Origin of the sequence: Mesorhizobium sp. M0904, from assembly GCF_040319475.1 — a bacterium.
Classification (GTDB): Bacteria; Pseudomonadota; Alphaproteobacteria; order Rhizobiales; family Rhizobiaceae; genus Mesorhizobium.
This window is the reverse complement of record NZ_JAMYOC010000010.1, coordinates 98,655-120,531: the sequence shown is the minus strand read 5'-3', so window position 1 is coordinate 120,531 and position 21,877 is coordinate 98,655. Positions and strand designations below refer to the sequence as shown.

General features: G+C 61.9%; 21 protein-coding genes, 1 tRNA gene and 3 pseudogenes. 15 read left to right on the top strand and 10 right to left on the bottom strand.

Annotation, left to right across the window (positions count from 1 at the left end):
• Positions 1–39 precede the first annotated feature (39 nt).
• Positions 40–501 (top strand): annotated as a pseudogene (locus NKH80_RS12845) (carboxymuconolactone decarboxylase family protein).
• 27 nt (positions 502–528) lie between these two features.
• On the opposite strand, the gene NKH80_RS12840 reads toward NKH80_RS12845, so the two are convergent.
• Positions 529–1,431, bottom strand: coding sequence for a LysR family transcriptional regulator (locus tag NKH80_RS12840; RefSeq protein WP_352777463.1), 903 nt, complete (start codon positions 1,429–1,431; stop codon positions 529–531).
• A gap of 128 nt (positions 1,432–1,559) precedes the next feature.
• On the opposite strand from NKH80_RS12840, the gene NKH80_RS12835 reads away from it, so the two are divergent.
• From NKH80_RS12835 to NKH80_RS12825, 3 genes are read left to right on the top strand one after another with little or no spacing between them, the layout of a single operon-like run.
• On the top strand, positions 1,560–2,063 hold the full coding sequence (locus tag NKH80_RS12835; protein ID WP_352777461.1) for a nuclear transport factor 2 family protein: 504 nt from the start codon (positions 1,560–1,562) through the stop codon (positions 2,061–2,063).
• 57 nt (positions 2,064–2,120) lie between these two features.
• A complete protein-coding gene (locus NKH80_RS12830) occupies positions 2,121–3,104 on the top strand; it encodes an alpha/beta hydrolase (RefSeq protein ID WP_352777459.1) in 984 nt (327 codons plus the stop codon).
• Entirely contained in the window at positions 3,101–3,655 is a 555-nt protein-coding gene (locus tag NKH80_RS12825) for a nuclear transport factor 2 family protein (RefSeq protein WP_352505815.1), read from the top strand. The genes NKH80_RS12830 and NKH80_RS12825 overlap by 4 nt, the downstream gene beginning before the upstream one ends.
• Positions 3,656–3,892: 237 nt before the next feature.
• Here NKH80_RS12825 and NKH80_RS12820 read toward each other — a convergent pair whose 3' ends face one another.
• The gene (locus NKH80_RS12820; RefSeq protein ID WP_352991823.1) at positions 3,893–4,591 is read right to left on the bottom strand and encodes a type 1 glutamine amidotransferase domain-containing protein; all 699 of its coding nucleotides are present in this window, start codon (positions 4,589–4,591) and stop codon (positions 3,893–3,895) included.
• A gap of 168 nt (positions 4,592–4,759) precedes the next feature.
• Here NKH80_RS12820 and NKH80_RS12815 point away from each other — a divergent pair.
• From NKH80_RS12815 to NKH80_RS12805, 3 genes and pseudogenes are all read left to right on the top strand, one after another.
• Positions 4,760–5,667, top strand: a pseudogene (locus tag NKH80_RS12815) (LysR family transcriptional regulator).
• Between the two features lie 138 nt (positions 5,668–5,805).
• Positions 5,806–6,147, top strand: coding sequence for a nuclear transport factor 2 family protein (locus NKH80_RS12810; RefSeq protein ID WP_352688217.1), 342 nt, complete (start codon positions 5,806–5,808; stop codon positions 6,145–6,147).
• Positions 6,148–6,294: 147 nt separating this feature from the next.
• Positions 6,295–6,741, top strand: coding sequence for a nuclear transport factor 2 family protein (locus NKH80_RS12805; RefSeq protein ID WP_352505818.1), 447 nt, complete (start codon positions 6,295–6,297; stop codon positions 6,739–6,741).
• A 55-nt stretch (positions 6,742–6,796) separates the two neighbouring features.
• On the opposite strand, the gene NKH80_RS12800 is transcribed toward NKH80_RS12805, so the two are convergent.
• Together NKH80_RS12800 and NKH80_RS12795 are read right to left on the bottom strand one after the other, a co-directional pair.
• Positions 6,797–7,228 carry a cupin domain-containing protein gene (locus tag NKH80_RS12800; protein WP_352688219.1) on the bottom strand — a complete coding sequence of 144 codons (432 nt, stop codon included), beginning with the start codon at positions 7,226–7,228 and terminating at the stop codon, positions 6,797–6,799.
• Positions 7,229–7,298: 70 nt separating this feature from the next.
• Positions 7,299–8,129 carry a helix-turn-helix transcriptional regulator gene (locus NKH80_RS12795; protein WP_352991820.1) on the bottom strand — a complete coding sequence of 277 codons (831 nt, stop codon included), beginning with the start codon at positions 8,127–8,129 and terminating at the stop codon, positions 7,299–7,301.
• Positions 8,130–8,219: 90 nt separating this feature from the next.
• On the opposite strand from NKH80_RS12795, the gene NKH80_RS12790 reads away from it, so the two are divergent.
• Entirely contained in the window at positions 8,220–9,419 is a 1,200-nt protein-coding gene (locus NKH80_RS12790) for an amidohydrolase (protein ID WP_352991818.1), read from the top strand.
• On the opposite strand, the gene NKH80_RS12785 is transcribed toward NKH80_RS12790, so the two are convergent.
• The 4 genes from NKH80_RS12785 to NKH80_RS12770 form a co-directional block, all read right to left on the bottom strand.
• Complete coding sequence (locus NKH80_RS12785) at positions 9,397–11,619, bottom strand: xanthine dehydrogenase family protein molybdopterin-binding subunit (RefSeq protein ID WP_352991816.1); 2,223 nt, start codon at positions 11,617–11,619, stop codon at positions 9,397–9,399. The two genes, NKH80_RS12790 and NKH80_RS12785, sit on opposite strands and share 23 nt — an antisense overlap.
• Positions 11,616–12,605, bottom strand: a complete 990-nt coding sequence (locus NKH80_RS12780; RefSeq protein ID WP_352991814.1) for an FAD binding domain-containing protein — start codon at positions 12,603–12,605, stop codon at positions 11,616–11,618. Before NKH80_RS12780 ends, NKH80_RS12785 begins: the two co-directional genes overlap by 4 nt.
• Positions 12,602–13,087, bottom strand: coding sequence for a (2Fe-2S)-binding protein (locus tag NKH80_RS12775; RefSeq protein ID WP_254818266.1), 486 nt, complete (start codon positions 13,085–13,087; stop codon positions 12,602–12,604). The genes NKH80_RS12780 and NKH80_RS12775 overlap by 4 nt, the downstream gene beginning before the upstream one ends.
• A gap of 275 nt (positions 13,088–13,362) precedes the next feature.
• Positions 13,363–14,250 carry a LysR family transcriptional regulator gene (locus tag NKH80_RS12770; protein WP_352821339.1) on the bottom strand — a complete coding sequence of 296 codons (888 nt, stop codon included), beginning with the start codon at positions 14,248–14,250 and terminating at the stop codon, positions 13,363–13,365.
• A gap of 104 nt (positions 14,251–14,354) precedes the next feature.
• Here NKH80_RS12770 and NKH80_RS12765 point away from each other — a divergent pair, with 104 nt between their 5' ends.
• The 6 genes and pseudogenes from NKH80_RS12765 to NKH80_RS12740 all read left to right on the top strand — a co-directional run bounded on the left by NKH80_RS12765 (position 14,355) and on the right by NKH80_RS12740 (position 18,898).
• Positions 14,355–15,218, top strand: a complete 864-nt coding sequence (locus NKH80_RS12765) for an SDR family oxidoreductase (RefSeq protein ID WP_352505824.1) — start codon at positions 14,355–14,357, stop codon at positions 15,216–15,218.
• Positions 15,219–15,250: 32 nt separating this feature from the next.
• A pseudogene (locus NKH80_RS12760) lies at positions 15,251–15,532 on the top strand (AtaL-like protein); the annotation flags it as partial.
• Between the two features lie 341 nt (positions 15,533–15,873).
• Positions 15,874–16,383: a hypothetical protein gene (locus NKH80_RS12755; RefSeq protein WP_352505825.1), complete on the top strand. Its 510-nt coding sequence runs from the start codon at positions 15,874–15,876 to the stop codon at positions 16,381–16,383.
• A 192-nt stretch (positions 16,384–16,575) separates the two neighbouring features.
• Positions 16,576–16,776: a DUF982 domain-containing protein gene (locus NKH80_RS12750; RefSeq protein ID WP_352505826.1), complete on the top strand. Its 201-nt coding sequence runs from the start codon at positions 16,576–16,578 to the stop codon at positions 16,774–16,776.
• 125 nt (positions 16,777–16,901) lie between these two features.
• Positions 16,902–17,774 carry a hypothetical protein gene (locus NKH80_RS12745; protein ID WP_352821334.1) on the top strand — a complete coding sequence of 291 codons (873 nt, stop codon included), beginning with the start codon at positions 16,902–16,904 and terminating at the stop codon, positions 17,772–17,774.
• A gap of 290 nt (positions 17,775–18,064) precedes the next feature.
• Entirely contained in the window at positions 18,065–18,898 is an 834-nt protein-coding gene (locus NKH80_RS12740) for a trypsin-like peptidase domain-containing protein (RefSeq protein WP_352505829.1), read from the top strand.
• A 605-nt stretch (positions 18,899–19,503) separates the two neighbouring features.
• On the opposite strand, the gene NKH80_RS12735 is transcribed toward NKH80_RS12740, so the two are convergent.
• Both NKH80_RS12735 and NKH80_RS12730 read right to left on the bottom strand, forming a co-directional pair.
• Entirely contained in the window at positions 19,504–20,880 is a 1,377-nt protein-coding gene (locus tag NKH80_RS12735; RefSeq protein WP_352505830.1) for a tyrosine-type recombinase/integrase, read from the bottom strand.
• Positions 20,881–20,973: 93 nt separating this feature from the next.
• Positions 20,974–21,048 (bottom strand) — tRNA-Asn (locus NKH80_RS12730).
• A 220-nt stretch (positions 21,049–21,268) separates the two neighbouring features.
• Here NKH80_RS12730 and NKH80_RS12725 point away from each other — a divergent pair.
• On the top strand, positions 21,269–21,529 hold the full coding sequence (locus NKH80_RS12725; protein ID WP_254818304.1) for a hypothetical protein: 261 nt from the start codon (positions 21,269–21,271) through the stop codon (positions 21,527–21,529).
• The last annotated feature ends 348 nt before the right edge of the window (positions 21,530–21,877 follow it).

Here is a 21,877-nt window from a genome sequence, read left to right as displayed (position 1 = left end):
TCGCCGCAACGCGGCGGCCGGCGAACTGACAGAGCCAGGATGTCGAGACCCGGATGTTCGGCGTCCGGGTTTGCGAAAACACGCCTGAAGGAGGCCATTGTACAAGCACGATTGAAAAACCCGGTGATGCTCATTCCCGGGGGCCCTGCAGGCGCTGCTCGCGCCGGCTGATCTGTCCTATGTGACGCGCAAGCTCGTCCATTTGCGCGCCAGCCAGATCAACGGATGCAACGTCTGTATCGATATGCATGCGCGCGAATTGAAGAAGGCCGGTGAAAAGGACGAGCGCGTCTTCACCGTGTCCGCCTGGCGGGAAACACCTTACTTCACCGACGCCGAGCGCGGCGCGCTGGCGCTGACCGAGGCGGCAACCCGGTTGGCTGACCGGCCGGATCCGGTGCCGAAAAGGCCCTTGCCGCCCTGGTCATCCAGATTGCCCTGATCAACGCATTCAACCGGCTCAACGCAACTACCAGGCAGATGGTCGGCGCCTGGGGCTAAACGGGGCCGGGTTCTCGAAAGGTCACATCAGATACGCAGCTTGTGAGCGTTCGCGCGCACGAAGTCGATGAAGGCCCGCAGCTTCGGCGGTACGAGGCGGCGGCTGGGATAATAGAGGTGGAGCGGCTCGTAAGCGGGACAGAAAGGCTCCAGCACCTTGACCAGCGCGCCTGAGGCAAGAAGCGGCGCGGCGACGCCCTCGACCGCGAAGGCGAGGCCAAGCCCTTGCGCGGCGGCGGTAATGCACAGCGGAAGCGTGTTCGCGACCAGACATGCGTCCGGCGTGAATGCGACTTCGCGTCCCTCCACGATGAATTCCCATGGCGAAATCGCGCGGGTGAGGGCGAATGCGATGCAGCGATGGGCGGCGAGGTCGGCCGGCCGCTTCGGCGTATCGTTGCGCGCCAGATAGTCCGGGCTGCCCACCACGACCATCTGCAGAGGCCCGCCCAGACGCGCGCCGATCATGTCTTTGTCGAGAAGCTCGCCGATGCGCAGACCGGCGTCGAAGCCCTCGGCGGCGATGTCTACGAAGCTGTCGTCGAAAATCAGACTAAGCCGCACTTCGGGATAAGCATCCATGAACGGCCGCATCAGTGGCTCGATCAGCAGCGGGGCGGCGATCCAGGGCAGGCTGAGGCGCAGCGTGCCGGCGGGACGGTCGCGAGCTTCGCGCAGTGCCGCACCAGCCGCCCGGATATCTTCGGCTGCCGGGCGCACGTGGTCGAGGTATTGGGCGCCAGCTTCGGTCAAGCCAACGCTGCGAGTCGTCCGATTGAGCAGCCGCACCCCCAGACGCTCCTCGAGCCCCTTGACCGCCTCGCTCAACGAGGCCGGAGCGACGCCGAGCTCGGCGGCGGCGCGGGTGAAGCTTTTGGCCTCCGCAACTTTTACGAAGGCGACGATGCCGCTGAGCTGGTCGAGGCGCATTGTAAGGATTTTCCAAATAGCCCTGTCGAATTCTACTGGTTTTTCCGGTGAACAAAAGGCGTCATGTTGAGTCCGACGAACGGGCCTCTGTGTTGGGAACGGCTCGAACAGGGAAGGAAACAGGACCGATGACCAGGCTTGCTTCGCTCGCCGCCACCGCTCTTCTGGCGGTGTCTGCCGCCCCGGCGAATGGCGGCCCGCTGGAAGACAGCAACATCCAACTCGTCAAGGACTACTACGCAGCTTATGCGACCGGGAATCCCGAGGCCGTCCGGCCCTTCCTCGCGCCCGACATCGTGTGGCGCATTCCCGGCCATCATCCGCTTGCCGGCGACAAGCACGGGCCGGACGAGGTGGTCGCCTTCTTCCGCGGCCTGGCCGACGGCAAATTCAAGGCCGAGCCGATTTTCTTCCAGGCGCAAGGCGACCTTGTCGTCGATGTCCATCGTGGCTGGTCGAATGTCGGCTCGGGTCCCGAGATCGACCAGCTCTACGCCCTGATGTTCCGCATCAAGGACGGCAAGATCGCCGAGGCACAGAATTTTTTGACCGACATGTACCAGTCGGACGCCTTCTTCTGGGCGCATTACCTGCTGAAGCCACTGCCCGGCCGACTTGCTGGCGAGCGCTGAGACGGCGGTCTTTTTCGCAACGCCGCGGTTCTCACTCCAAGCCAAAGGAGACTTGCAATGCTTAAAACCCTGACACTTGCTGCAGCAACCGCCGTGACGCTCGCCGCGTCCAATGCCGCCGCCGCACCGCGCGTCGAGCGCGTCACATTCTCCTCGCACGGTGAGCAGATCGTCGGCGAGCTCTATCTGCCGGAGGATCTGGACGCGGCAAAACCTCGGCCCGCGCTGGTCGTGACCGGCGCCTGGATGACGGTGAAGGAACAGATGCCGGCCCGCTACGCTCGCGAGATGGCGGATCGCGGGTTCGTCGCCCTGACCTTCGATTTTCGCGGTTGGGGCGAAAGCGGCGGCATACGCCGCCAGTACGAGGATCCTAAGGCCAAGATCGCCGACATAGAAGCGGCGGTCGCCTATCTCGCGACCCGGCCCGAGACCGATCAGGACCGCATCGGCGGCCTCGGCATTTGCGCCAGCTCCGGCTACATGGTCACTGCCGCCGCCGAAGATACCGCGATCAAGTCGGTCGCTCTCGTCGCGCCCTGGTTGCAGGATGCCGAAGTGGTCGAGCAGACCTATGGCGGCAAGGAAGGCGTCGCCAGGCTTGAGGCCGCGAGCGATGCGGCAGAGGCCGCGTATCGCCGCACCGGCAGACAGGCGTTGCTGCCGGCCGCCAGCTTGAGCGACGATCGCGCGATCATGTTCAAGGTGCCTTATTACACCGAACCCGATCGCGGCATGATCCCGGCCTGGCGTAACGAGGCCGATCCGGCCTTCTGGCGCGGCTGGCTGAGGTTCGACGCCATCCAGGCTGCCCCGCGCCTGCACCAGCCCTTTCTGATGGTGCATAGCGAGGCGGCTGCCATTCCGCAGGGTGCGCACAAGTTCTACGCGCGGCTGACCAGTTCCAGGCAGGAGCTGTGGCTCGACAACGTCACCCAATTCGATTTCTACGATCGCGCCGCGCCGGTGAAGGCGGCGAGCGACGCCGTCGCCGCGCACTTCCGCGCGACACTGGGCAGTGCGGGGGAGGCGGGACAATGAGCGTCGTCACCCGCCGGCATATCCTGGCCGCGGCGGTTTCCGCCGCGATGATTTCCGCCGTCTCGGCGTCCGTTTCGAGCGCCTCGGGAGCTGCGCTGATGGTTGAAGACAGGATGGCCATCGCCGAGGCAGTGGCGGGGATCGGGCTGTATGCCGATCTGCGTGATTGGAACCGGGTCAAATCCTATTTCGCGGCCCGCGTCACGACCGACTATACCAGCCTCTTCGGCGGCGCAGCCGCGACCAGCGGCCGAGACGCGCTGATCGCGCAGTGGCAAGGACTGCTTCCAGGCTTCGACGCCACCCAGCACCTCATCACCAACATCATTGTCGAAGGCGCAGGCAATGACGCGGTTGCGCGCAGCCATGTCCGCGCAACCCACTGGATCGGCGGGCGTTTCTGGACGGTCGGCGGCCGCTATCTCCACCGGCTGGTGCGGGGGCCGGAAGGCTGGCGCGTCAAGGCAATCTCCATCCGCCGCTTGTACGAAGAGGGGGATCGCGCCGTTCTGGCCGCTGCGGCCGACCGGGTAAAGGCGGAGGCCAAATGAGTGTTCGGGTTTGCGCATGCCCAGCCACGCGGCGAGGTTGCTCGGAGCATCGGCAACGTGAATATTGATCGAAAATGTCGGGGCAGGCTTGGCGCATGCGGCATTAGTGGCGCCACCGCGGACACGAGACATGACCCTTTCACTGCAAGACGTTTCGGATCGGCTTGAGACTGTAGCGGGTTCTGAAGTTGATCCGCCGACGCGAGCCGTCGGCAGATCACGGTTGTTCCAGACCGCTCAGGCGGTCTTGCTCTTCCTCTGGCTCAAAGCGCCTAGCAGCGCCTCAGCTGCCTCGCTCGATGATGCTGGGTTCTGACCCGTGATAAGCTGGCCATCGACGACTGTGTGGACGCCCGAGTCCTTGACCTTGGAGAAAACCGCGCCGAGGCTGATCAGCTCGTCCTCGACCAAGAACGGCACGACATTCGTGAGACCTACGGTCTCCTCCTCGCTATTGGTGAAGCCGGTGACGTAGCGTCCCTGCACAAACGGCGTGCCGTCGGGACTGGTCACGCGATGCAGAACGCCCGGTGCGTGGCAAACGAGGGCGATCGGCTTGCCGGCCGCGATGAAGGATCCGATCAGCTTGATCGAATTCGGATCTTCGGCCAAATCCCACAACGGGCCGTGGCCGCCGGGGTAGAAGACCGTGTCGAAGTCCTTCTGGTCGACACTGTCCAGGCGCACGGTTTCTGCGAGCTGCGCCTTGGCAACATCGTCAGCACTGAAGCGCCGTGTAAGGTCGGTCTGGAACATAGGCTCGTCGCTTTTCGGATCGAGAGGCGGCTGGCCGCCCTTCGGCGAGGCGAGGGTGATCTCGGCGCCAGCGTCCTTGAAGACGTAGTAGGGGGCTGCCAGTTCCTCGAGCCAGAAGCCGGTCTTCTTGCCGGTGTTACCGAGAGTGTCGTGGGAGGTGAGTACCATCAGGACTTTCATTGTCGGATCCTTTTCTCAGGTGATGCCGCGCCAATGAGGCGTCGTAGTTGGTTGATTTGGAGATCGATCGGCCGCGTCGGCCTGTCGATGCACGGATAATGGCACCTGCCCATGTATTTCAGAAATTTATTTCATTTATTTTATATATTCATGTCAGATTATATCTCGATGAGATACGATCTGAACCTGCTCCCGGTTTTCCTCGCCCTGATGGAAGAGCGGAGCGTGACACGGGCAGCAGCGCGACTGGGCATCACCCAGCCGGCGCTGTCCAATTCGTTGAACCGCCTGCGCGACACCCTCCGGGATCCGCTATTCATCCGGGAAAGGTATGGCATAAAGCCGACGCAATTGGCTGAGGAGATCGCTCCGACGATCGAAGCAGCGCTGGCGCAACTGGACGATCTCATTTGAACCAGCAGGAATTTCAGCCAGCAAAGGCCGAACGGCTGTTCACGCTTGCCCCCAACAGTTACGTGGAGCTTGTGTTGATGCCGGCCCTCGTCGCGAGGACGCGTGAGCTGGCGCCTGGTATCAAGCTCCGCATGACGGCATTTGGCAACGATCTCGCCGAGACCGGCGTCATTTCCGGTACCACGGCCATGGTGATTGGCCGGATCGTCGATCCGCCGGGCAATCTTGTCGTCCAGCATCTTATGGACGATGGGCTCGCCTGCGCGGTGCGCAAGGATCATCCCGACGTTCGAGACCATATTTCCCGAGAACAGTATGAAAGGCTCAAGCACGTGAACGTGCTCCCGCCGGGCCGGCTGCGGGCGGGCCTCTTCCAGGCATTGGAGCAACAAAACCTCAAGCGAGAGATTGCCCTTTCTGTCACGCACTTCCTGGCCGTGCCAGAGATGCTTGCCGTTACGGATTACTGCGCAACGCTGCCGAGACTGATCTGCCGCAGCCTTGAGAGGGATCCGCGCCTGAAGATACTACCGCCGCCCGTCGACCTCGGCACTTTTCCAGTGCAGATGGCTTGGCACATTCGCTACCGCCACGACCCAGCCCACAGGTGGTTGCGTTCGATGATCGGCGAATTGGCAAAAGAAATGGCGTCGGAGACCTAAGACGGCTTTCTTGTATCCGCGTTGATGTCCGCAAAGGCCAAACCGGGCCATTCATCGTGCCGTATGCCGAGCACCAGATCCGGACTTGCCCGAGCTACCAGCAAGCGGCAGCTAGGGTCGCACCATGCCGCCAACTAAGTGCTGTCCGTCACGACCGACTATACCAGCCTCTTCGGCGGCGAAGCCGCGACCAGCGGCCGCGACGCGCTGATCGCGCAGTGGCAGGGTCTGCTTCCGGGTTTCGACGCCACCCAGCACCTTATCAGCAACATCATTGTCGAAGGCGCAGGCAATGACGCGGTTGCACGCAGCCATGTCTGCGCAGCCCACTGGATCACGGGCGGTTCTGGACGGTCGGTGGCAGCTATCTCCACTAGCTGGTGCGGACGCCGGAAGGCTGGCGCGTCAAGGCAATTTCCATCCGCCGTTTGTACGAAGAGGGGGATCGCGCCGTTCTGGCCGCCGCTGCCGACCGGGTAAAGGCGGAGGCCAAATGAGTGTTCGGGTTTGCGCATGCCCAGTCGCGCGGCGAGGTTGCTCGGAGCATCGGCAACGTGAATATTGATCGAAATGTCGGGGCAGGCTTGGCGCATGCGGCATTAGTGCCGCCAACCGCGGAGACAGGACATGACCCTTTCATTGCAAGAGGTTTCGGATCGGCTCGAGATCGAACAGCTGCTTGTTCGCTATTGCTATGCTGTGGACGATCGCGACTGGGACGCCTATCGCAAAATATTCACACTCGATGCCGTGCTTGACGACACTGTAACAGGTGGAATCAGGAGCGGTGTGGATGAGCATGTCGCTTACATGAAAGGCGCCCTTTCGAAGATATTGATCTCGCAGCACGCCATTTCGACAATCCTTCTGGATCTCCGAGGGGATGAGGCCAGCGCGCGCGTGCATTGTTCATGCCCGATGGTGGTCGACCTCGGCGAAGGCAAAAGGCAGGTCTTCTTCCAGGGGCTCTGGTATCGCGACCGCGTCGTACGCACGTCCGAGGGCTGGCGCATAAGTGAACTTGTCGAGGAAGGCTATTGGAATCACAATTTGCCGGAGGGGTTCGCGTTCTGACGTCTGTTACGCGCTGCGCTGGATTCGCCACGGACGCCGTTTTCAGACGTGGTAGCTACTGGCGCAACACGGTGTTCTTGGTGCCTTCTTCGACCTGGTCGATGACCAGCAGCTTGACCGGATCGGCGCCGACATTGATCGCCTGATGCCATTGCCCGATCATCTCGATGATGAAATCACCTGTTTGATAGGTGTTGCTCTTGCCGGTCTCGACGTTGGTGACCTGAAGCGTGCCGGCCTCGACATAGGCATAGCGCGGAAACGGATGCTTGTGGACCGGCAAGGTCGCGCCCGGCGCGATCTGATAGGCCGAGACCAGGACCTGGACGTTCTTCTGGGGCAGCGTGATCGGCTGGCCGGACGCGGTCTCGGTGCGAGAGGCAAGCGGGGTCACGACAACCGGCGTCCCGCTGGCATCCAGCGCCTGGGCGCTGTTTGCAAACAGTGCAGCCGTGAGCAACAGCGTCGGTGCCAAGATTTTTCGCATGATTCCCCCCGAACTGCGTCAGCATTGCGCAGCAAGCTTTGAGGCGCAAGGTTGTCTGTTCAGGAGCGCCTTATCCCGCTCTTCTGAACATGCCCGGCGTCATACCATGCATGGCCCGGAATGTACGGGAAAAATGGCTCTGGTCGGCGAAACCCGCCGTAATAGCTGCGTCGGCGAGGCCAAATCCCTGTTCGATCAGCGCGCTCGCCCGGCGCAATCGCCGGTCGCGGATATAGGCCGCCGGCGTCAGGCCAATTGCCTTGTTGAAATCGCGGATGACCTGGAACCGGGTCACGCCAGCCGCGCCGGCAAGCCGCTTGAGGTCGAGCTGCGAGCCAAGCTCGCTTTCGACAAGATCGCGGTAGAGCGAAAATCTTCGCTGCGATCCGGAGCTTTCGATCTCTTCGGCCTGTCCGCTCGAGTCGCCATGCCGAACGATCAGTTGTCTAAGCGCCACGAGCAGGGACGTCTCGGCCGTCATTGTGTCCGGGGATGTCGAGCCGTGGTGCGCTGCCGTCAATGCTGCGGCGAGACTGCTGTCTTCAATCGTCGCGCGCGAAAACACTGGAGCGCCGTCGCGGCCGAGTTCGCGGGTAAGCGCGGTCATCATCGGCACCGACGGATAAAATGTCCGGTAGGCCCAGCCTTCATCCGCCCCGCGTTCGCCGTCATGCCACTCTTCAGGATTGACGACGGCAATGGCGCCTGCCGGAGCGAGAACGCTTTGACGGCCGATGCGAATGCGCTCGCAGCCGGAGGTGATCAGGGCGATCACATAGGTCGGGTGCGTGTGCAGGTCGTAGCGGTGCTGGGTGAAGCGCGCCTCGAACAGGCCAAGGTCGGGGAAGCACGGATGGCGCCAGTATTTCCCGGTCTCTGCCGCTTCGATTGTCTTTGCCATGGTCAATCCGGTTCAAGACGCTTTTCGTCGGGCCTTCTATGGCTGGCGGGATCAAACCGCGCCGCCTTTGCCGGCGTGAAAGGAGGCATCATGCTGCATAATGACCCCATCGCCGCGCTGACACCAGAGGTCATAGGCTGGCGGCACCATATCCATGCCAATCCGGAGCTCGGATTTAATGAATACGAAACGGCGCGTTTCGTTGCAGAGAAGCTACGCTCCTTCGGCGTCGACGAGGTGCATGAAGGGATCGGCGGCACCGGCGTCGTCGGTGTCCTGCGCAGCGGTGGCGGCGCACGCGCCATCGGCCTTCGCGCCGAGCTCGACGCGCTTCCGGTGCTGGAGAAAACCGGCTTGGCCTATGTCTCCGGGAAAGAAGGAGTAATGCACGCCTGCGGCCATGACGGCCACACCGCCATGCTGCTCGGCGCTGCCAAATTGCTTAGCGATCGCCGTGCCTTCGACGGCACCGTCACTTTCATCTTTCAGCCGGCCGAGGAAAACGAGGGCGGCAGCATGCGCATGATCGAGGACCGCCTGTTCAAGCGCTTTCCGGTCGAGGCGGTCTATGCGGTCCACAACTGGCCGGGCGTCAGGCTGGGAACGATCGCCACCCGCGCTGGTGCGCAAATGGCGGCCGTGGATAATTTCGAACTGACCTTCGAGGGTCTTGGCGCGCATGCCGCGATGCCGCAGCTCGGCGATGACCCGATCCTGGCCGCCGGCGCCTTCGTGCAAGCCGTCCAGCGCATCGTCAGCCGCTCGGTCGACCCGCAAAGCGCGCTTGTCGTCAGCCTCACGCAGATCCACGGCGGCAATGTCGGCAACATCGTGCCGGGCAAGGTCTGGCTGCAAGGCACCTGCCGCTTCTTCGAGCCCGGTCTTTCCGACCATTGCGAGAGGCTGATCGGCGAGATCGCACAAGGCATTGCCGCCGCGTATTCGCTCAACGCCAGGCTCGACTACCGGAAGGGCTATCCGCCGCTGATCAACACGGCGGACGCGACGGCCCACGCCGTCGAGGCGGCGGCATCCGTCGTCGGCCGGGAGAATGTGTTGACCGAGTTCAGCCCCAGTCTCGGCTGCGAGGATTTCGCTTTCATGATCCGCGACGCCAGCGGCTGCTATGCGTGGATCGGTGCCGGGGAGGTCGGCCCGGGCGAAGGCCTGCACGGCGACCGCTACGTCTTCAACGACGAGATCGTGCCGACGGTGATGCGCTATTACGTCAAGCTCGTCGAGCAGACGCTTCCGCGGGCCGGTGCTTCTACAGCAGTTTTTCCGGCGTGATCGGCAACTCCCGGATCCGCTTGCCTGTGGCGTCGTAGACGGCATTGGCCACCGCAGCGGCAACGCCTGTGGCGCCGAGCTCGCCGATGCCCTTGCCGCCGATCGGGCTGGCATGCTGGTCCACCTCGTCGACGAAGTGGATTATGATGTCGCCGGGAATGTCGGCATTGACCGGAATGGCGACCCCGGAAAGGTTCTTCGACAGGAACCGCCCAAGCACTGGTTCGTGCCGGCTCTGCTCCATCGCCGCCATGCCCCAGCCCCAGATGATGCCGCCCGTCATCTGGCTGCGTGCGGTGCGGGGATTGACGATGCGGCCGGCGCTGTAGCTGCCGACGGCGCGACGAAGCCTGAGCAGGCCGAGCCCAGGATCGACGCCGACCTCCATGAAAATCGCGCCGAAAGTGCGCATGGCGAGGCCTTTGCCGTGCTGCGCCGGATCGAACGAGCCGGAGCCGATGATCTCGCCGATGTCGGTATGGCTCATAACGTCGGCGATCGTCTGACCGCCGGCAGCGCCTTTGCGGCGAATCTTGCCGTCCTGCATCTCCACCTCGTCCGGCAGCAGATTGGCAAGACGGGCAAGCTGCGAACGCGCATCTTCGGCGGCGGCAAGCACCGCCGCGCCCACCCCCATGGTCGATGACGAGCCATAGGTCGGTCCCGCCTCCGGCAGCTGCGTATCGCCCATTTCCAACTCGATCTTCGCCATCGGCAGGCCCAGCACGTCGGCCGCGATCTGCGGAAAGATGGTGAGTGTTCCGGTCCCTATGTCCTGGGTGCCGGTGCGGATGAGCACCCTGCCGTCCCGGTGCAGCCTGACCTCGGCTGCAGGCGTCGGGTGGCGGAAACAGCCCATGCTGCAGGTTGCCATGCCGTAGCCGATCAGCCAATCGCCATCGCGTTGCGGCTTGCGCGGGCGCTCGCGCCAGCCGAACAGGCGGGCGCCTTCCTCATAAGCCTCGCGCAGCTTCTTCGACGACCAGGGCTGGCCGGTGGCCGGATCCGTGTCCGCATGGTTGATCAGACGCAGGTCGAGCGGATCGATGCCGAGGCGGTGGGCGAGCTCGTCCATCGCACTTTCGAGGGCCCAGGTACCCGGACCCTCGACCGGCGCGCGCAGCGCCGTCGGCATGGCGACGTTCGCGCGCTCGACGCGCTGGCTGAGACGCATGGCCGGCGTGGCGTAGAGACCCTTCGAGGCCTCGGTGGCGAACTCGACGAAATCGTCGCTCACGGTGGTCAGGTTGACCACGTCCTGTTGCACGGCGGTCAGCTTGCCCGACCTGTCCGCCGCCAGCACGATCTTCTGTGCCATGCGCGGCTGGTAGCCGAGGCAGGAATAGGCATTGGCGCGGCTCAGCGCCAGCCTGACCGGGCGCTGCATGATGCGCGCCGCGGCGGCGGCCAGCACCTGATGCGGCCAGATCCAACCCTTGCCGCCGAAGCCGCCGCCGGTATGGCGGGAAATCACGCGGACCTTCCCGGCGGGGACATTCAAACGGGCGGCAAGCACCTGGCGGACACCATAGACGTGCTGCGTGGCGTCGTGCAGCGTCAGCTCTCCGTCGTTCCACTCAGCGAGCGTCGCCGAGGGCTCCATGGCGTTGTGGTGGCGCGACGGCTGCAGGTAGACGGCTTCGACCATGGCGGCTGCGTCGCTAAGCCCGCGGTCGACGTCGCCCTTGGTAAATGTCGGCTCCAGGAACAGGAAGCCGCTCTCCCTCGGCACGACCGCAGCCTTGTCGATGGCGGTCCACTCCGGCGGTGCCGGCAATTCCGGCTCGGCGAACTCGAAACGCAATGCGACGTGGCGGGCACCGGCCTCCGCCGCCTCCAGCGTCTCGCCCAGCACAATGGCAAGCGGCTGACCCTCGTGACGTATCTCGTCGCCCTGCATGGGCATGAAGCTCTGCGCTGCCGGTGGGCCTTCGGCCTGCTGCATCTGCGTATCGGGCTCGGCCCTCGGCGATGCGAACCGGCCGAATTTGGGCATGTCCTCATGCGTGAGCACACGCACGACGCCCTGCTCGGCGAGCGCGTCGTCGACCATGATCGACGTCACGCGGCCGGCCGGAACGGGCGCGGTCACGAGTACCGCATAGAGCAGGTCGGGGGCGAAATAGTCGGCCGCATAGCGGGCGCGGCCGGTGACCTTGACGCCGCCGTCAGGGCGGGCAACAGGCTGGCTGATCATCATGACGGCATCCTCGCTGCTCTTTCGATCGCCCGCAAAGCGGCGGTCTTGGCCAGTTCGATCTTGTAGGCGTTCTGCGACAAGGGACGCGCTTGGGCGAAGGATTGCTCGATAGCGGTGTTCAACGCCTCGCGATCGCCGATTTCGGCACCGGCGAGCTGCTCCTCGGCGGCGCTCAGCCGCCACGGCCGCAGCGCCACGGACCCCAGCGCCAGGGCGGCCCGACGGATAGTTTGGCCGTCCATCTCCAGCACAGCGGCGGCAGAGACGATGGCGTATTCGTAGGATTCGCGCTCGCGCACCTTGAGGTAAGCCGATCGCGGCGCCGGCGCCGGCAGCTCGATTGCCGTGATCAGTTCGCCTTGCTGCAACACATTGTCTGCCTCGGGCCGCGTGTCGGGAAGCAGGTGGAATTCCGCTGCCGGAATGCGCCGGCCGCCGCTGCGGTGCGCGGTGACGATGACCGCATCAAGTGCTGCCAGCGCCACGGCCGGGTCGGATGGCTGGGTGGCGACGCAATCCTCGGTCCAGCCGAATATCGCGTGATTGTCGTTGATGCCATGCAATGCCGAGCAGCCGGAGCCGAGCTGACGCTTGTTGCATGGCAACTGCTCTTCGGCACGGAAATAGGCACAGCGCGTCTTCTGCAGAAGATTGCCGCCTATCGTTGCCAGGTTTCTCAGCTGCGGCGATGCGGCGTTGAGGATCGCCTGGCTCAACACCGGATAGTCGCGCACGACCAACGCATGCTGCGCGACATCGTTGAGATGCGTCAGCGCGCCGATCGTCAAGCCGCCGCCGGGCAGTGTTTCGGCCTGATCCAGCCCGTCGAGGCGGGAGATGTCGATGATCCGGGTCGGCTCGGCAATGCCAAGGCGCAGCCAGTTGAGCAATTCGGTGCCGCCGGCGAGAAAGGCGCTGTCCGGCGCGGCACCGGCTGCGATCGTGTCACCCAGGCTGTCGGCGCGTGCATAGACGAATGGGGTCATTGGCTCGCCCTCCCGGCCGCTGCGCGCACCGCCTCGACGATTTGCGGATAGGCCGAGCAGCGGCACAGATTCCCGCTCATCCATTCGCGGATCTCGGCATCGGAGCCGGTATGTCCCTCCTCGATCAGCGCCGCCGCCGACATCACCTGGCCGGGCGTGCAGAATCCGCACTGAAAACCATCATGATCGATGAACGCCTGCTGCACGGGATGAAGCGCATCGCCGTCTGCCAGCCCTTCGATCGTCGTAACCTCGCGTCCCTCGCAGGACACGGCAAGTATCATGCAGGCATTCACACGCCGTCCGTCGAGATGCACGGTGCAGGCGCCGCACTCGCCGAAATTGCATCCCTTTTTCGTTCCGGTCAGATGAAGCCGCTCGCGCAGCAGGTCGAGCAGCGTGACGCGGGGATCGAGATCGGAAAGGCTGTGATCCTCTCCGTTCACCCGCAACCTCAATAGGTGCCGATCGTGGAAGTTCATGTGGGGTACCTCGAAGCACATGCCGTACTCGCCGCAAGGACTCGTCCAGCAAGCAGCCACCCACCTGTCGAGGCGAAATAGGGCGGTCGATTCCGGGGAAAAGGCGCTGCCGGTCAGGGAAGGCTAAAAAACGCGCATTCGAGATTTGCGGCGGAAAGGCCCTGAATGCCGCCGCAAAAAGTGCACTGTCGCCGTAATTTCGTAATTCGGATGTGAAGTAACGCTGAAAGATTTATGGAGTAACGTATCAGCTTGGTTAGCCAGTTTCCTGGGAGTCATTTGCCGATATAGGCGGCCAGCTCGTCAGGTGTCCCCATGGGAAAGGCGCGTTTCAGATGGTCGAGGAATGCGGAGACGCGCGCGCTCAGCAGCCGCCGAGAGGGATAGAGTGTCCACAGGGCAATGTCGGGTCCCTCGACATCCCCCCAAAGTACCAGCGTTCCGTCCGCCAGATCATGGCTCACTAGCGACACTGGAAGGCGTCCCGCGCCGACGCCCGCTCGCACGGCATCCCGGACCATGATGAGCGACGACAACGCAAGGACGGGCTCGATCGCGATTGTTAACCGGCCAGTGGGCGTCTTCACGTCCCAAGCCCCGCGATCTGTCGAACGCATGACGGCCGGGGTCGCCAGCCCTTCGGCCGGCTGGGCGAGGTCAGGACTTGCCACGACCACCAGCCGATCACGCAGAAAGGCTCGCCCAACGAGGCTCTCATCCGGATCCGGATTGACCCGGATCACCAGGTCAAATCCCTCTTCGATCATGTCGACGACGCGGTCTTCGGTCGTGACCTCGAGCCTGACCCCCGGGTATTTCAGGGCGAAGCCGGCGGCGATCTTCCCCATGGCGGTCTGTGCGAACAGCAATGGGGCGCTGATCCGCAACCGGCCGCGCGGCCTTTCGCCGCCTGAGGCGATCGCCGCCGTCGTCTCTTCGAGCTCGGAAAGCAACCGGCCCGCGCGCTCGAAAAGCGCGCGTCCTTCTTCCGTCAGCTTTAACGCGCGCGCGCCACGCTCAAACAGCCGTAGATCCAGACTCGCCTCCAGCTCCGCCACGCGTCGGGACAAGGTGGCTTTCGGGCGCCCGGCAGCGCGGGCGGCCTTACCGAAGCCCCCGTGGCGGGCGACCAGATTGAAATCAGCAAGGGCAAGTAGATCCATGTGTTCCACCTGTGGGACGGCGTGTTCAGATATAATGCCTACCGACACAAACGTGGATCACTAATTTTGTGGGACGCCATCCGGCTCAACTCAGGAGTAATCCCATGACCATTCTCGTTACCGGCGCGACCGGCAATGTCGGCCGCAACGTAGTCGAACAGCTCGTGAAGCGTGGCGCCGATGTGCGCGCTTTGGTTCGCGATCCCTCGAAGGCCAATTTCCCCACTGGCGTAGATGTCGTGCAGGGCGACCTGCTCGATGTCGATTCCCTGCGCAAGGCGTTCTCCGGCGTCTCCACCCTTTTCCTGCTGAACGCGGTGGTGGCCGACGAATACACCCAGGCGCTGGTAGCGCTGGCCGTTGCTCGCGAGGCCGGCCTCGAGCGGATCGTCTACCTGTCGGTGATCCACAGCGATCTCTACGTCAACGTGCCGCATTTCGCGGGCAAGTTCGGCGTCGAGCGGATGATCGAGCAGATGGAGCTCAACGCCACCATCCTGCGGCCCGCCTACTTCATGGACAACGACATCACGATCAAGGACGTGGTGATCGGCTACGGCATCTATCCGATGCCGATCGGAGCCAAGGGCATCGCCATGATCGACGCGCGGGACATCGGCGAGATCGCCGCGATCGAACTCATCCGCCGCGAGCAGGCCGCGGCGCCGCTGCCGTTCGACCGCATCAACCTGGTCGGCCCCGACACGCTGACTGGCACGGACGTCGCAGCCATCTGGACGGACGTCCTCGGTCGACATATCGCGTATCCCGGCGACGACACCGCCGGCTTCGAGCAGAACCTGCGGCAGTTCATGCCGAGCTGGATGGCGCTCGACATGCGCCTGATGGCCGAGCGCTTCCTCACGGACGGCATGGTCCCCGATGCCGGCGATGTCGATCGGCTGACCGCGCTGCTGGGCCGACCGTTGCGCTCCTATCGCGACTATGCGGCCGCAATTGCCGGCTGAGGCCCATCACCGACGTTCTGTCCAGGAGACATATCACGATTTACTCGACCGCTACCGTTCCGGTGAATCCCCGAGGCGAGACCAAGCTGACCCGTGCGCAGATATGGCAGGGCCTGGAACTCAAGGCGCGCGACGCCCGCCTGTTCCTGCCCGCAGGCCTCTGCACCCGTTGCGACGTCGTGGAGGAGAGCGCGACCCACTTCGTGCGCGAAGCTATGATCGCCGGTACTGATCTGCGCGAAATCATCATGATCGAGCCGGAAAGCAAGGTCACCTTCTTCCAGGCGGCCGGTCCGCGCGAAGGCGCGGAAATCGCCTTCATAGCTAGTGGTCGGGTCATTCACATCAGAAAGTTGCGCCAACGGCAATTGCAACCAGCTGGTGAGCGAGCTGCTTCATAAGCACGGACGAAACGCAAAGCCAGTCCGTCAAAACGCGGGTGTAGATGACGTACTGTTTCACGGCTTTGTCCAGCTCAAGCGTTGTGCCTGACAAGGTGGTGGCCGAAGCATTGTCTAACGTCAACGTTCGTTGTGACTGTCAAGGAGGCGCGGCCAAATCTTCCATGAGGCCGGTCTCCATCGAAGGCCAAATGGGATGGCTAGGAGGCGCGCAGTCCCTCTGGTAGTCTCAACGAAGGGCGTGGGGGATTATCATGGCAAAGACGGCCAAAAACTTCTTTGATGGACTGACTGAGGAGCAGCGTGAGAAATTTGCGTTGAGTTTTGCCGAGCATCTCAAGGCAGGATCGGCAGGGAAGGTTCTTGTGCTGTGTGGCATGTTGGACAAAAAGTTGCTCGACTTGCTGGCAGCGAACATGAGCGGGCTGAACAAAACCAACAAGGACGCATTGTTCAAAGGAACGGGTGGACTTGCGACTTTCAGTTCGCGCATTCATCTTGCGCACGCGCTTGGACTGGTCGAGCCGAGTGCGGCGGCGCAGCTACACAGGCTCAGAAAGATTAGAAACTGTTTTGCGCACAGCGACGTTGTGATCGATTTCGATCACGCTGATGTCGACAAGCTGATGAAGTCCCTAGACAGAAAAGGCGTTCCTTCGAAGGCCAAATCTATGGGCACGATTAATGCGATAGGAAAGATGCTGCTTGGAGCCATCGAAGGTGCGATGCCCGCCAAACCAGCGGCGAAGAGCAAGGCCCAATGACCCAACTCGCCAGCAATTCCGAAACAGCACGTGGCGCCCGGGGGGCACGGGGGGCTTCGCGCGAGCCAGTTATCCAATCCCCCGCTCGGAAATTTCTGCCAAACATTCCCGACCTCTATTAGCTTCCCCTCATGGCTCTTCACTGGTTCAACTCTCCGGTGTACGTCAAGGCGGATCGACCTGGGCTCCGCTATGGGGTTCAGCCACGACGAGGGCGCCGCCGAGCAGCTCCAGTGGACCAAGCTTGGCCCCAAATGGAAACAGGCGGTCGAGACCTGCATGGCCGCCATGGCAGGAGACATGCCCTCTCAGGATGCCCGTAGAGCATTCGAGGCGGCGGCCAGGAGAAGGGGACGTTGCTATCCCCGCTCTAGCCTCGGGGATGCCCCGTAGGTTCAGTTCATGGAGCCAGAATCGGGGATTTGATGTAGATTGTCCTCAATAGAATTTCGCGGGGGACTATGGCGCAATCAAGCGGGTATTTCGGATGCACCGACAAAGACGGAAAGGGCCAAGGGATGTGGCATTTCGATGGAACAGTCGCGACACGGATCGGTATTCCTGAGCCGCTCAATCACGAGTCAGCGCACGTCGTGGTTCCGTCAGGGCGCGACGTCTTCGATGCTGTCGGGACAAAATTGGCGCAACTCATTCCAGAGTCAGCACCCTTCGCCTTTGAGCATACACACCTCAAACCGGGGCAGTACTATCCCCGCATGTCTAGAGTGGTTGATCAGCATGTTGGTAGCCCAAATGCGGTCTACCATTGCCCGGGTTCGAATACCGTAGAGTCCCAGCTTGCGGTCATGCGCGGGCAGCTAGTCTCGCTCACGCACAAGCTAACTGACATTTGCCAAACTGTTCACCCTTCGCCGTCAAACTTCAAAGTGTACGGGCACGAGATAAGAAACCTCCTCATTCTTGCGTGCACTGAAGTGGAAATGCATTGGCGTGGTGTGCTTGAGGCGAATGGGCAGTCAGGTAAATTCACCACGCAGAACTACGTCGCGCTTCAAAATGCGATGCGCCTGGGTGAGTTTGGAATCTTGCTCCCATACTATCCGTGGATGAAGGAGGTGAGACCATTTGAGGGTTGGGACAGCGCCCGTCCAACGGAATCGCTCCCTTGGTATCGGGCGTACAACGCAGTGAAACATGATCGCGAGGGAAGTTTTGAAGAAGGGACGCTATCCCACGCTGTCGATGCTGTCGTTGCCTGCGCCGTCATGCTGATCGCCCAATTTGGACAAATGGAAGCATTTCGTTGGCGTTCAGAGTTTGGCTACTTCTTCCAAGTGGCGTCTAAGCCGAATTGGAAGATCTCGGAATCGTACATCCACCCTTATGATGGTCATTCGGCAGGACTGACGCCGGTGCTGTATCCGTTCTAAGAATAGGAATGGCCGAAATCGGATTTACAACCGAGGCTACGCAAGGGGTAGCAAAATAGGGGGGCGAGAAAGTGGTGATTACACCACCTATTTCAATACTGAAATCATTGTGGTCACGCCGATCAGATGGACGGTGGGGCGTCACTGATCTTAGAGGTCTCGAATTGACGCCTAAGCCGGGTTTCGATTCTGACTATTTCACATTTGAGGGCAACATTGAACTTCTGACCTCCACCCCGAGCCGAAACATACATGAAGCTCTGGCTTCTTTTGGACCCGCAGACTTTCTCATGAAGCAGAGTATCGTTCCTGTCGTTGCCTGGAGGGAGGGCGACGATTTTATTCGGTGTATCGGGACCGGTTCCGTTATTAGTTGCTCTGGCTACGTCATGACCGCAGCCCACATTCTTATGGACCCCTTCGACAGCGGCTACGGTGCGACGCGACAGGGGAACCAAATGGTCTTCGCAGAGGCGCTAAATTTCGGCGTCATCGTCCCCTATAGCCCTGCCTACGGGACGCGTGGATTTAGGTACTTTTCCTTTCAGAAATACTGGCTATGGGGCCGCTGGAAGGAAAGTCCCCTCGTCTATGAGAAGGATAGGTTTGAGTACTCGACGGACATTGCGATCTGCAAAATCGCAGAGATGCCCCACGGCGCTGCGCATCAACCTCTGAGTTTGTCGTTGAACCCATTCATACCGGGCGAAGCAGCGTACTCGCTGGGCTATGCGGAGATGAACGACATTCCCTTAGACTACGGTAAGGGCGGAATGGTCATCAAAGAGTTCGAAATGGACCTTTTCGTCTCTGTAGGTGAAGTGATGCGAGTATTTCCCGAGAACCATTTGCAGAAAGACGTATCCACCCCGGGACCCTGCTTCGATTTCAACGCAAAAATTCCCGGCAAAATGAGCGGAGCGCCTATTTTTGGCGCCCAAGGAGCGGTCATTCGTGGTGCCGTCAGTCGGAGCTTTTCAGGCGAGCGGCATGCGTTTGGCGCGATGCTAGGGCCCGCGATGCATTTACCCCTCGATGAACCTCAAATCACCGGCCGGACACTCCGGACCCTCATGGAGACAGGAAACGAGGGCATGGCTCAAGTGCAGGGGGCGGGTCTGTAGCCTATGGTTCAGATGCCGCGTCTGTTGCGGCCTTGTTCCTACAGCAACGGCACTTCGGCCCCGGCATGGACGGTCCGTGCGGAAAGGTGATCTGCGTGACGGCTTCTAGCGATTCGGCATCGCCCGGGCCCGTGCGCTGCCCGCAGTCCCCGCGGCGGGTTGATAATTGTGGGTTTAGGTCTTTGCCTTTGTGTCTGGCTATCCGTCGATAGGAAGCCCCCAGACCCCGGACTTTCACGGGATTAGTCGCCTTGCTCGGGGTTGTCCCGATGCTGGAGCCGCCCGGTTCCTCCCCGGTCTGGCCTTTGGTTCCGCTGTACGGGGCACAAAGGTCCCCTGCGCCGGGGAGTGTCCCCGGTCCCGTCATGACAACGATGTCGTTTGGTGATGCATAGATGCCAGCGAGATCAGCCTATCGCAAGCAGAAAATACCAGCAAAAACAGCTATTTGGTAGACGCACTGGATCTAACATCCCTTGCGCGCATCAGTGATTTCAGGGACTTGCAGCAATCCATGCCACAGATGTGGGAAAAATCCTGTGACATGTGACACGAAAAAAGTTGCGGGTAGGGCCGATTTGTTGCCACGACGCAACACGTCTGGGTCAGGCAAGTGCCTTCTCAAGCGCCCGTCTGGCGACCTCAAGCCGCGCCTCGTCACCCCCGTAGTCCTCCCCAACGCTGCCCGAGGAGTGACCCAGCACAATGTCTTGGTCCGAGTTGGTGACCCCGGCCAATCTCAATCGGTCCTTCATGAGATGCCGAAGCGAATGGGTTGTGGCCTTCGGATCGGTCACACAAGCCCGAACGTGCTTGCCCAAGGCGGCAGACGCTGAGGACGCGCCTTTGGGACGCCCGTAGGTCGGAAAGAGCATCGTTGCGCTGCCGGCAGCTTTGACGGCTTCCTTTGCAGCGTCCAGCGCGCCACCTATCAGCGGCACATTTCGCCGAGAAACCTTGTTCTTAATGCGTCGGTCGTCGTGCCACTCGACCGTGATGTGCGGAATGGCGTGGTCAAGATGGACGTCCGCAACACGAAGACCTGAGACCTCGGCGAGGCGGCATCCGGTACCATTTAGGATTGCCCAGATGTGTTGAAGGTCTGCCTTCGCATGGTACGCGATGCGGGCGGTTATGGCTGTGACCTCGGCCTGCGTGAAGGGGCGGCGCTTGTCCTTATCGGGCTCGGCCTTGTCCTTCGGCGCAGCTTCCAAATTCATGAATGGGTTGATGACGCCGGCCAGGTCAAACTCCCTGACAGCATGGTTTATCACCGCGCGGACGACGTTCAGATAGCGGTCCACAGAAGACGCCTTGCGACCGTCGAGCATGTGGTCACGGACTTCCTTGGCGTCTTCGCGCTTGAGGCTGGACAGTTTGCGGTCCTTGCCAAGTGCTTCGCCGACCAGCTTGAAGACCCGATCAAGCTCCATTTGCTTCGTTTCGTCGTCCCCGACACGCTCCTTGAGATAAAGGCGCTTGGCGTCTTCGAGAGTTGGATCGGGCCGCTGTTGGCGCTGGCTGAGCAGAAGCGCATGGAGGAGGGCGCGGTCTTCCACTGCAATGCCGACAGGATTGCCATCAGGGTCCACGGGGTACTTCCCTGCAATCTGCTCAGCGATCACCTCACGTGCGAGCGCCTCCGGATCATCCTCATCCTCGGGGCCGCTCCACTCGGGATCTAGATTAAGCGCCCTGAGCTGCGAACGGCTCCGCCTGAATTGCTCAAACGCGGTCGGGGAGGGCACGTTGTCATGGCCACCGCCTTGCGAGACTCGGTGCGGCTGTGACCAAAGGCGCAACTGCTGCTCTGCCCGGGCATGCACCTTGGGGTACGCCTTTAGAGCTTGGTGTTCGGTAGCCCCGAGCGGAACGAGGATTTCCAACTTGCCCGCAGCGGCCTGAAGTTTCTTTGGGATTTTGCGCCGATAGCGCCAGCCGGCAAGGCCACGTTTCTGGATGTGCTTCACGTCGATCTTCATAGCTCAAGGTACCCCGCAGTGTATCTCGCGGTGTATCTCTGGGGAAGCGGAAACCCTTGCAATCCTTGGGTTTCAAGACTTTTCTGGATTAAGTGGCTCCCCGGGCCGGATTCGAACCAGCGACCAACCGGTTAACAGCCGGTTGCTCTACCACTGAGCTACCGGGGAACAGAGGCTCTTGCGTGAGTGGGGCAGCCTATAGCAAACCCGTTTCGGCTTTGCAAAGAAGCATTTCGCATTTTTTCGACGCTTTTTGGCGCGAGGCTTCCTGGCAGTGGCCGGCAAGCGCTCTCATATGAGCTGTCTCTCGCCTGTCACGGAACGGAAAAGGCCGTTGCGGCTTTCTCCGGGTGATGGTGCTACTGAAGCAAACGGATCGATATTTCACATGACGGCAATGAGCGACGACCAGCCACCGGCCCGGAAAATCTCGGTCTTCGGCCGCCAGTTCACCATGCCGCGCTCGCGCGGCCTCCGGATTGCGATCGGCGTCGTGCTGATCATCGGCGGCATTCTCGGCTTCCTGCCGATCCTGGGTTTCTGGATGGTGCCGATCGGATTGCTGGTGCTCTCCTACGAATTCGCGTTGGTGCGCCGTCACCGGCGCCGCTTCGTCGTCTGGTGGGAGCGACGCCGCCGGCCGGATTGAGGTTGCCCTGCTGACAGGCGGGAAACAGGGCAATTGTTTGAGAGCGGCGTGGTCATCACCGAGGCTGGTCGAAACAGCTTTCCAGGCGTTCGCAGAGCTCCTTGAGAACGGCGGTAGCCGATGCCAGCCGCGCCCGGTCGCGCGGCGGCAGGCTGTTTGCGCCTTCTATGCTGAGGCGATCGATGGCATAGCGCACAAGCTCTGCAGACTGCGACAATCCGCGCGGTGTGCCGTCTTTCGTAGCTGCTCGACCCATGGCGGAACCCTCCTTTCTGCCCAACGTGGCCGCCGGTTTCGGGTTCCTGTCGCCGAGGATCATCCTTAACGATAAGCTAATATGTTATTGCT

Excerpts from the sequence above, each read along its gene's own strand:
- NKH80_RS12840 (WP_352777463.1), bottom strand. The coding sequence starts at position 1,431 with ATGCGCCTCGACCAGCTCAGCGGCATCGTCGCCTTCGTAAAAGTTGCG.
- NKH80_RS12835 (WP_352777461.1), top strand. The coding sequence starts at position 1,560 with ATGACCAGGCTTGCTTCGCTCGCCGCCACCGCTCTTCTGGCGGTGTCT.
- NKH80_RS12830 (WP_352777459.1), top strand. The coding sequence starts at position 2,121 with ATGCTTAAAACCCTGACACTTGCTGCAGCAACCGCCGTGACGCTCGCC.
- NKH80_RS12825 (WP_352505815.1), top strand. The coding sequence starts at position 3,101 with ATGAGCGTCGTCACCCGCCGGCATATCCTGGCCGCGGCGGTTTCCGCC.
- NKH80_RS12820 (WP_352991823.1), bottom strand. The coding sequence starts at position 4,591 with ATGAAAGTCCTGATGGTACTCACCTCCCACGACACTCTCGGTAACACC.
- NKH80_RS12805 (WP_352505818.1), top strand. The coding sequence starts at position 6,295 with ATGACCCTTTCATTGCAAGAGGTTTCGGATCGGCTCGAGATCGAACAG.
- NKH80_RS12800 (WP_352688219.1), bottom strand. The coding sequence starts at position 7,228 with ATGCGAAAAATCTTGGCACCGACGCTGTTGCTCACGGCTGCACTGTTT.
- NKH80_RS12795 (WP_352991820.1), bottom strand. The coding sequence starts at position 8,129 with ATGGCAAAGACAATCGAAGCGGCAGAGACCGGGAAATACTGGCGCCAT.
- NKH80_RS12790 (WP_352991818.1), top strand. The coding sequence starts at position 8,220 with ATGCTGCATAATGACCCCATCGCCGCGCTGACACCAGAGGTCATAGGC.
- NKH80_RS12785 (WP_352991816.1), bottom strand. The coding sequence starts at position 11,619 with ATGATGATCAGCCAGCCTGTTGCCCGCCCTGACGGCGGCGTCAAGGTC.
- NKH80_RS12780 (WP_352991814.1), bottom strand. The coding sequence starts at position 12,605 with ATGACCCCATTCGTCTATGCACGCGCCGACAGCCTGGGTGACACGATC.
- NKH80_RS12775 (WP_254818266.1), bottom strand. The coding sequence starts at position 13,087 with ATGAACTTCCACGATCGGCACCTATTGAGGTTGCGGGTGAACGGAGAG.
- NKH80_RS12770 (WP_352821339.1), bottom strand. The coding sequence starts at position 14,250 with ATGGATCTACTTGCCCTTGCTGATTTCAATCTGGTCGCCCGCCACGGG.
- NKH80_RS12765 (WP_352505824.1), top strand. The coding sequence starts at position 14,355 with ATGACCATTCTCGTTACCGGCGCGACCGGCAATGTCGGCCGCAACGTA.
- NKH80_RS12755 (WP_352505825.1), top strand. The coding sequence starts at position 15,874 with ATGGCAAAGACGGCCAAAAACTTCTTTGATGGACTGACTGAGGAGCAG.
- NKH80_RS12750 (WP_352505826.1), top strand. The coding sequence starts at position 16,576 with ATGGGGTTCAGCCACGACGAGGGCGCCGCCGAGCAGCTCCAGTGGACC.
- NKH80_RS12745 (WP_352821334.1), top strand. The coding sequence starts at position 16,902 with ATGTGGCATTTCGATGGAACAGTCGCGACACGGATCGGTATTCCTGAG.
- NKH80_RS12740 (WP_352505829.1), top strand. The coding sequence starts at position 18,065 with ATGAAGCAGAGTATCGTTCCTGTCGTTGCCTGGAGGGAGGGCGACGAT.
- NKH80_RS12735 (WP_352505830.1), bottom strand. The coding sequence starts at position 20,880 with ATGAAGATCGACGTGAAGCACATCCAGAAACGTGGCCTTGCCGGCTGG.
- NKH80_RS12725 (WP_254818304.1), top strand. The coding sequence starts at position 21,269 with ATGACGGCAATGAGCGACGACCAGCCACCGGCCCGGAAAATCTCGGTC.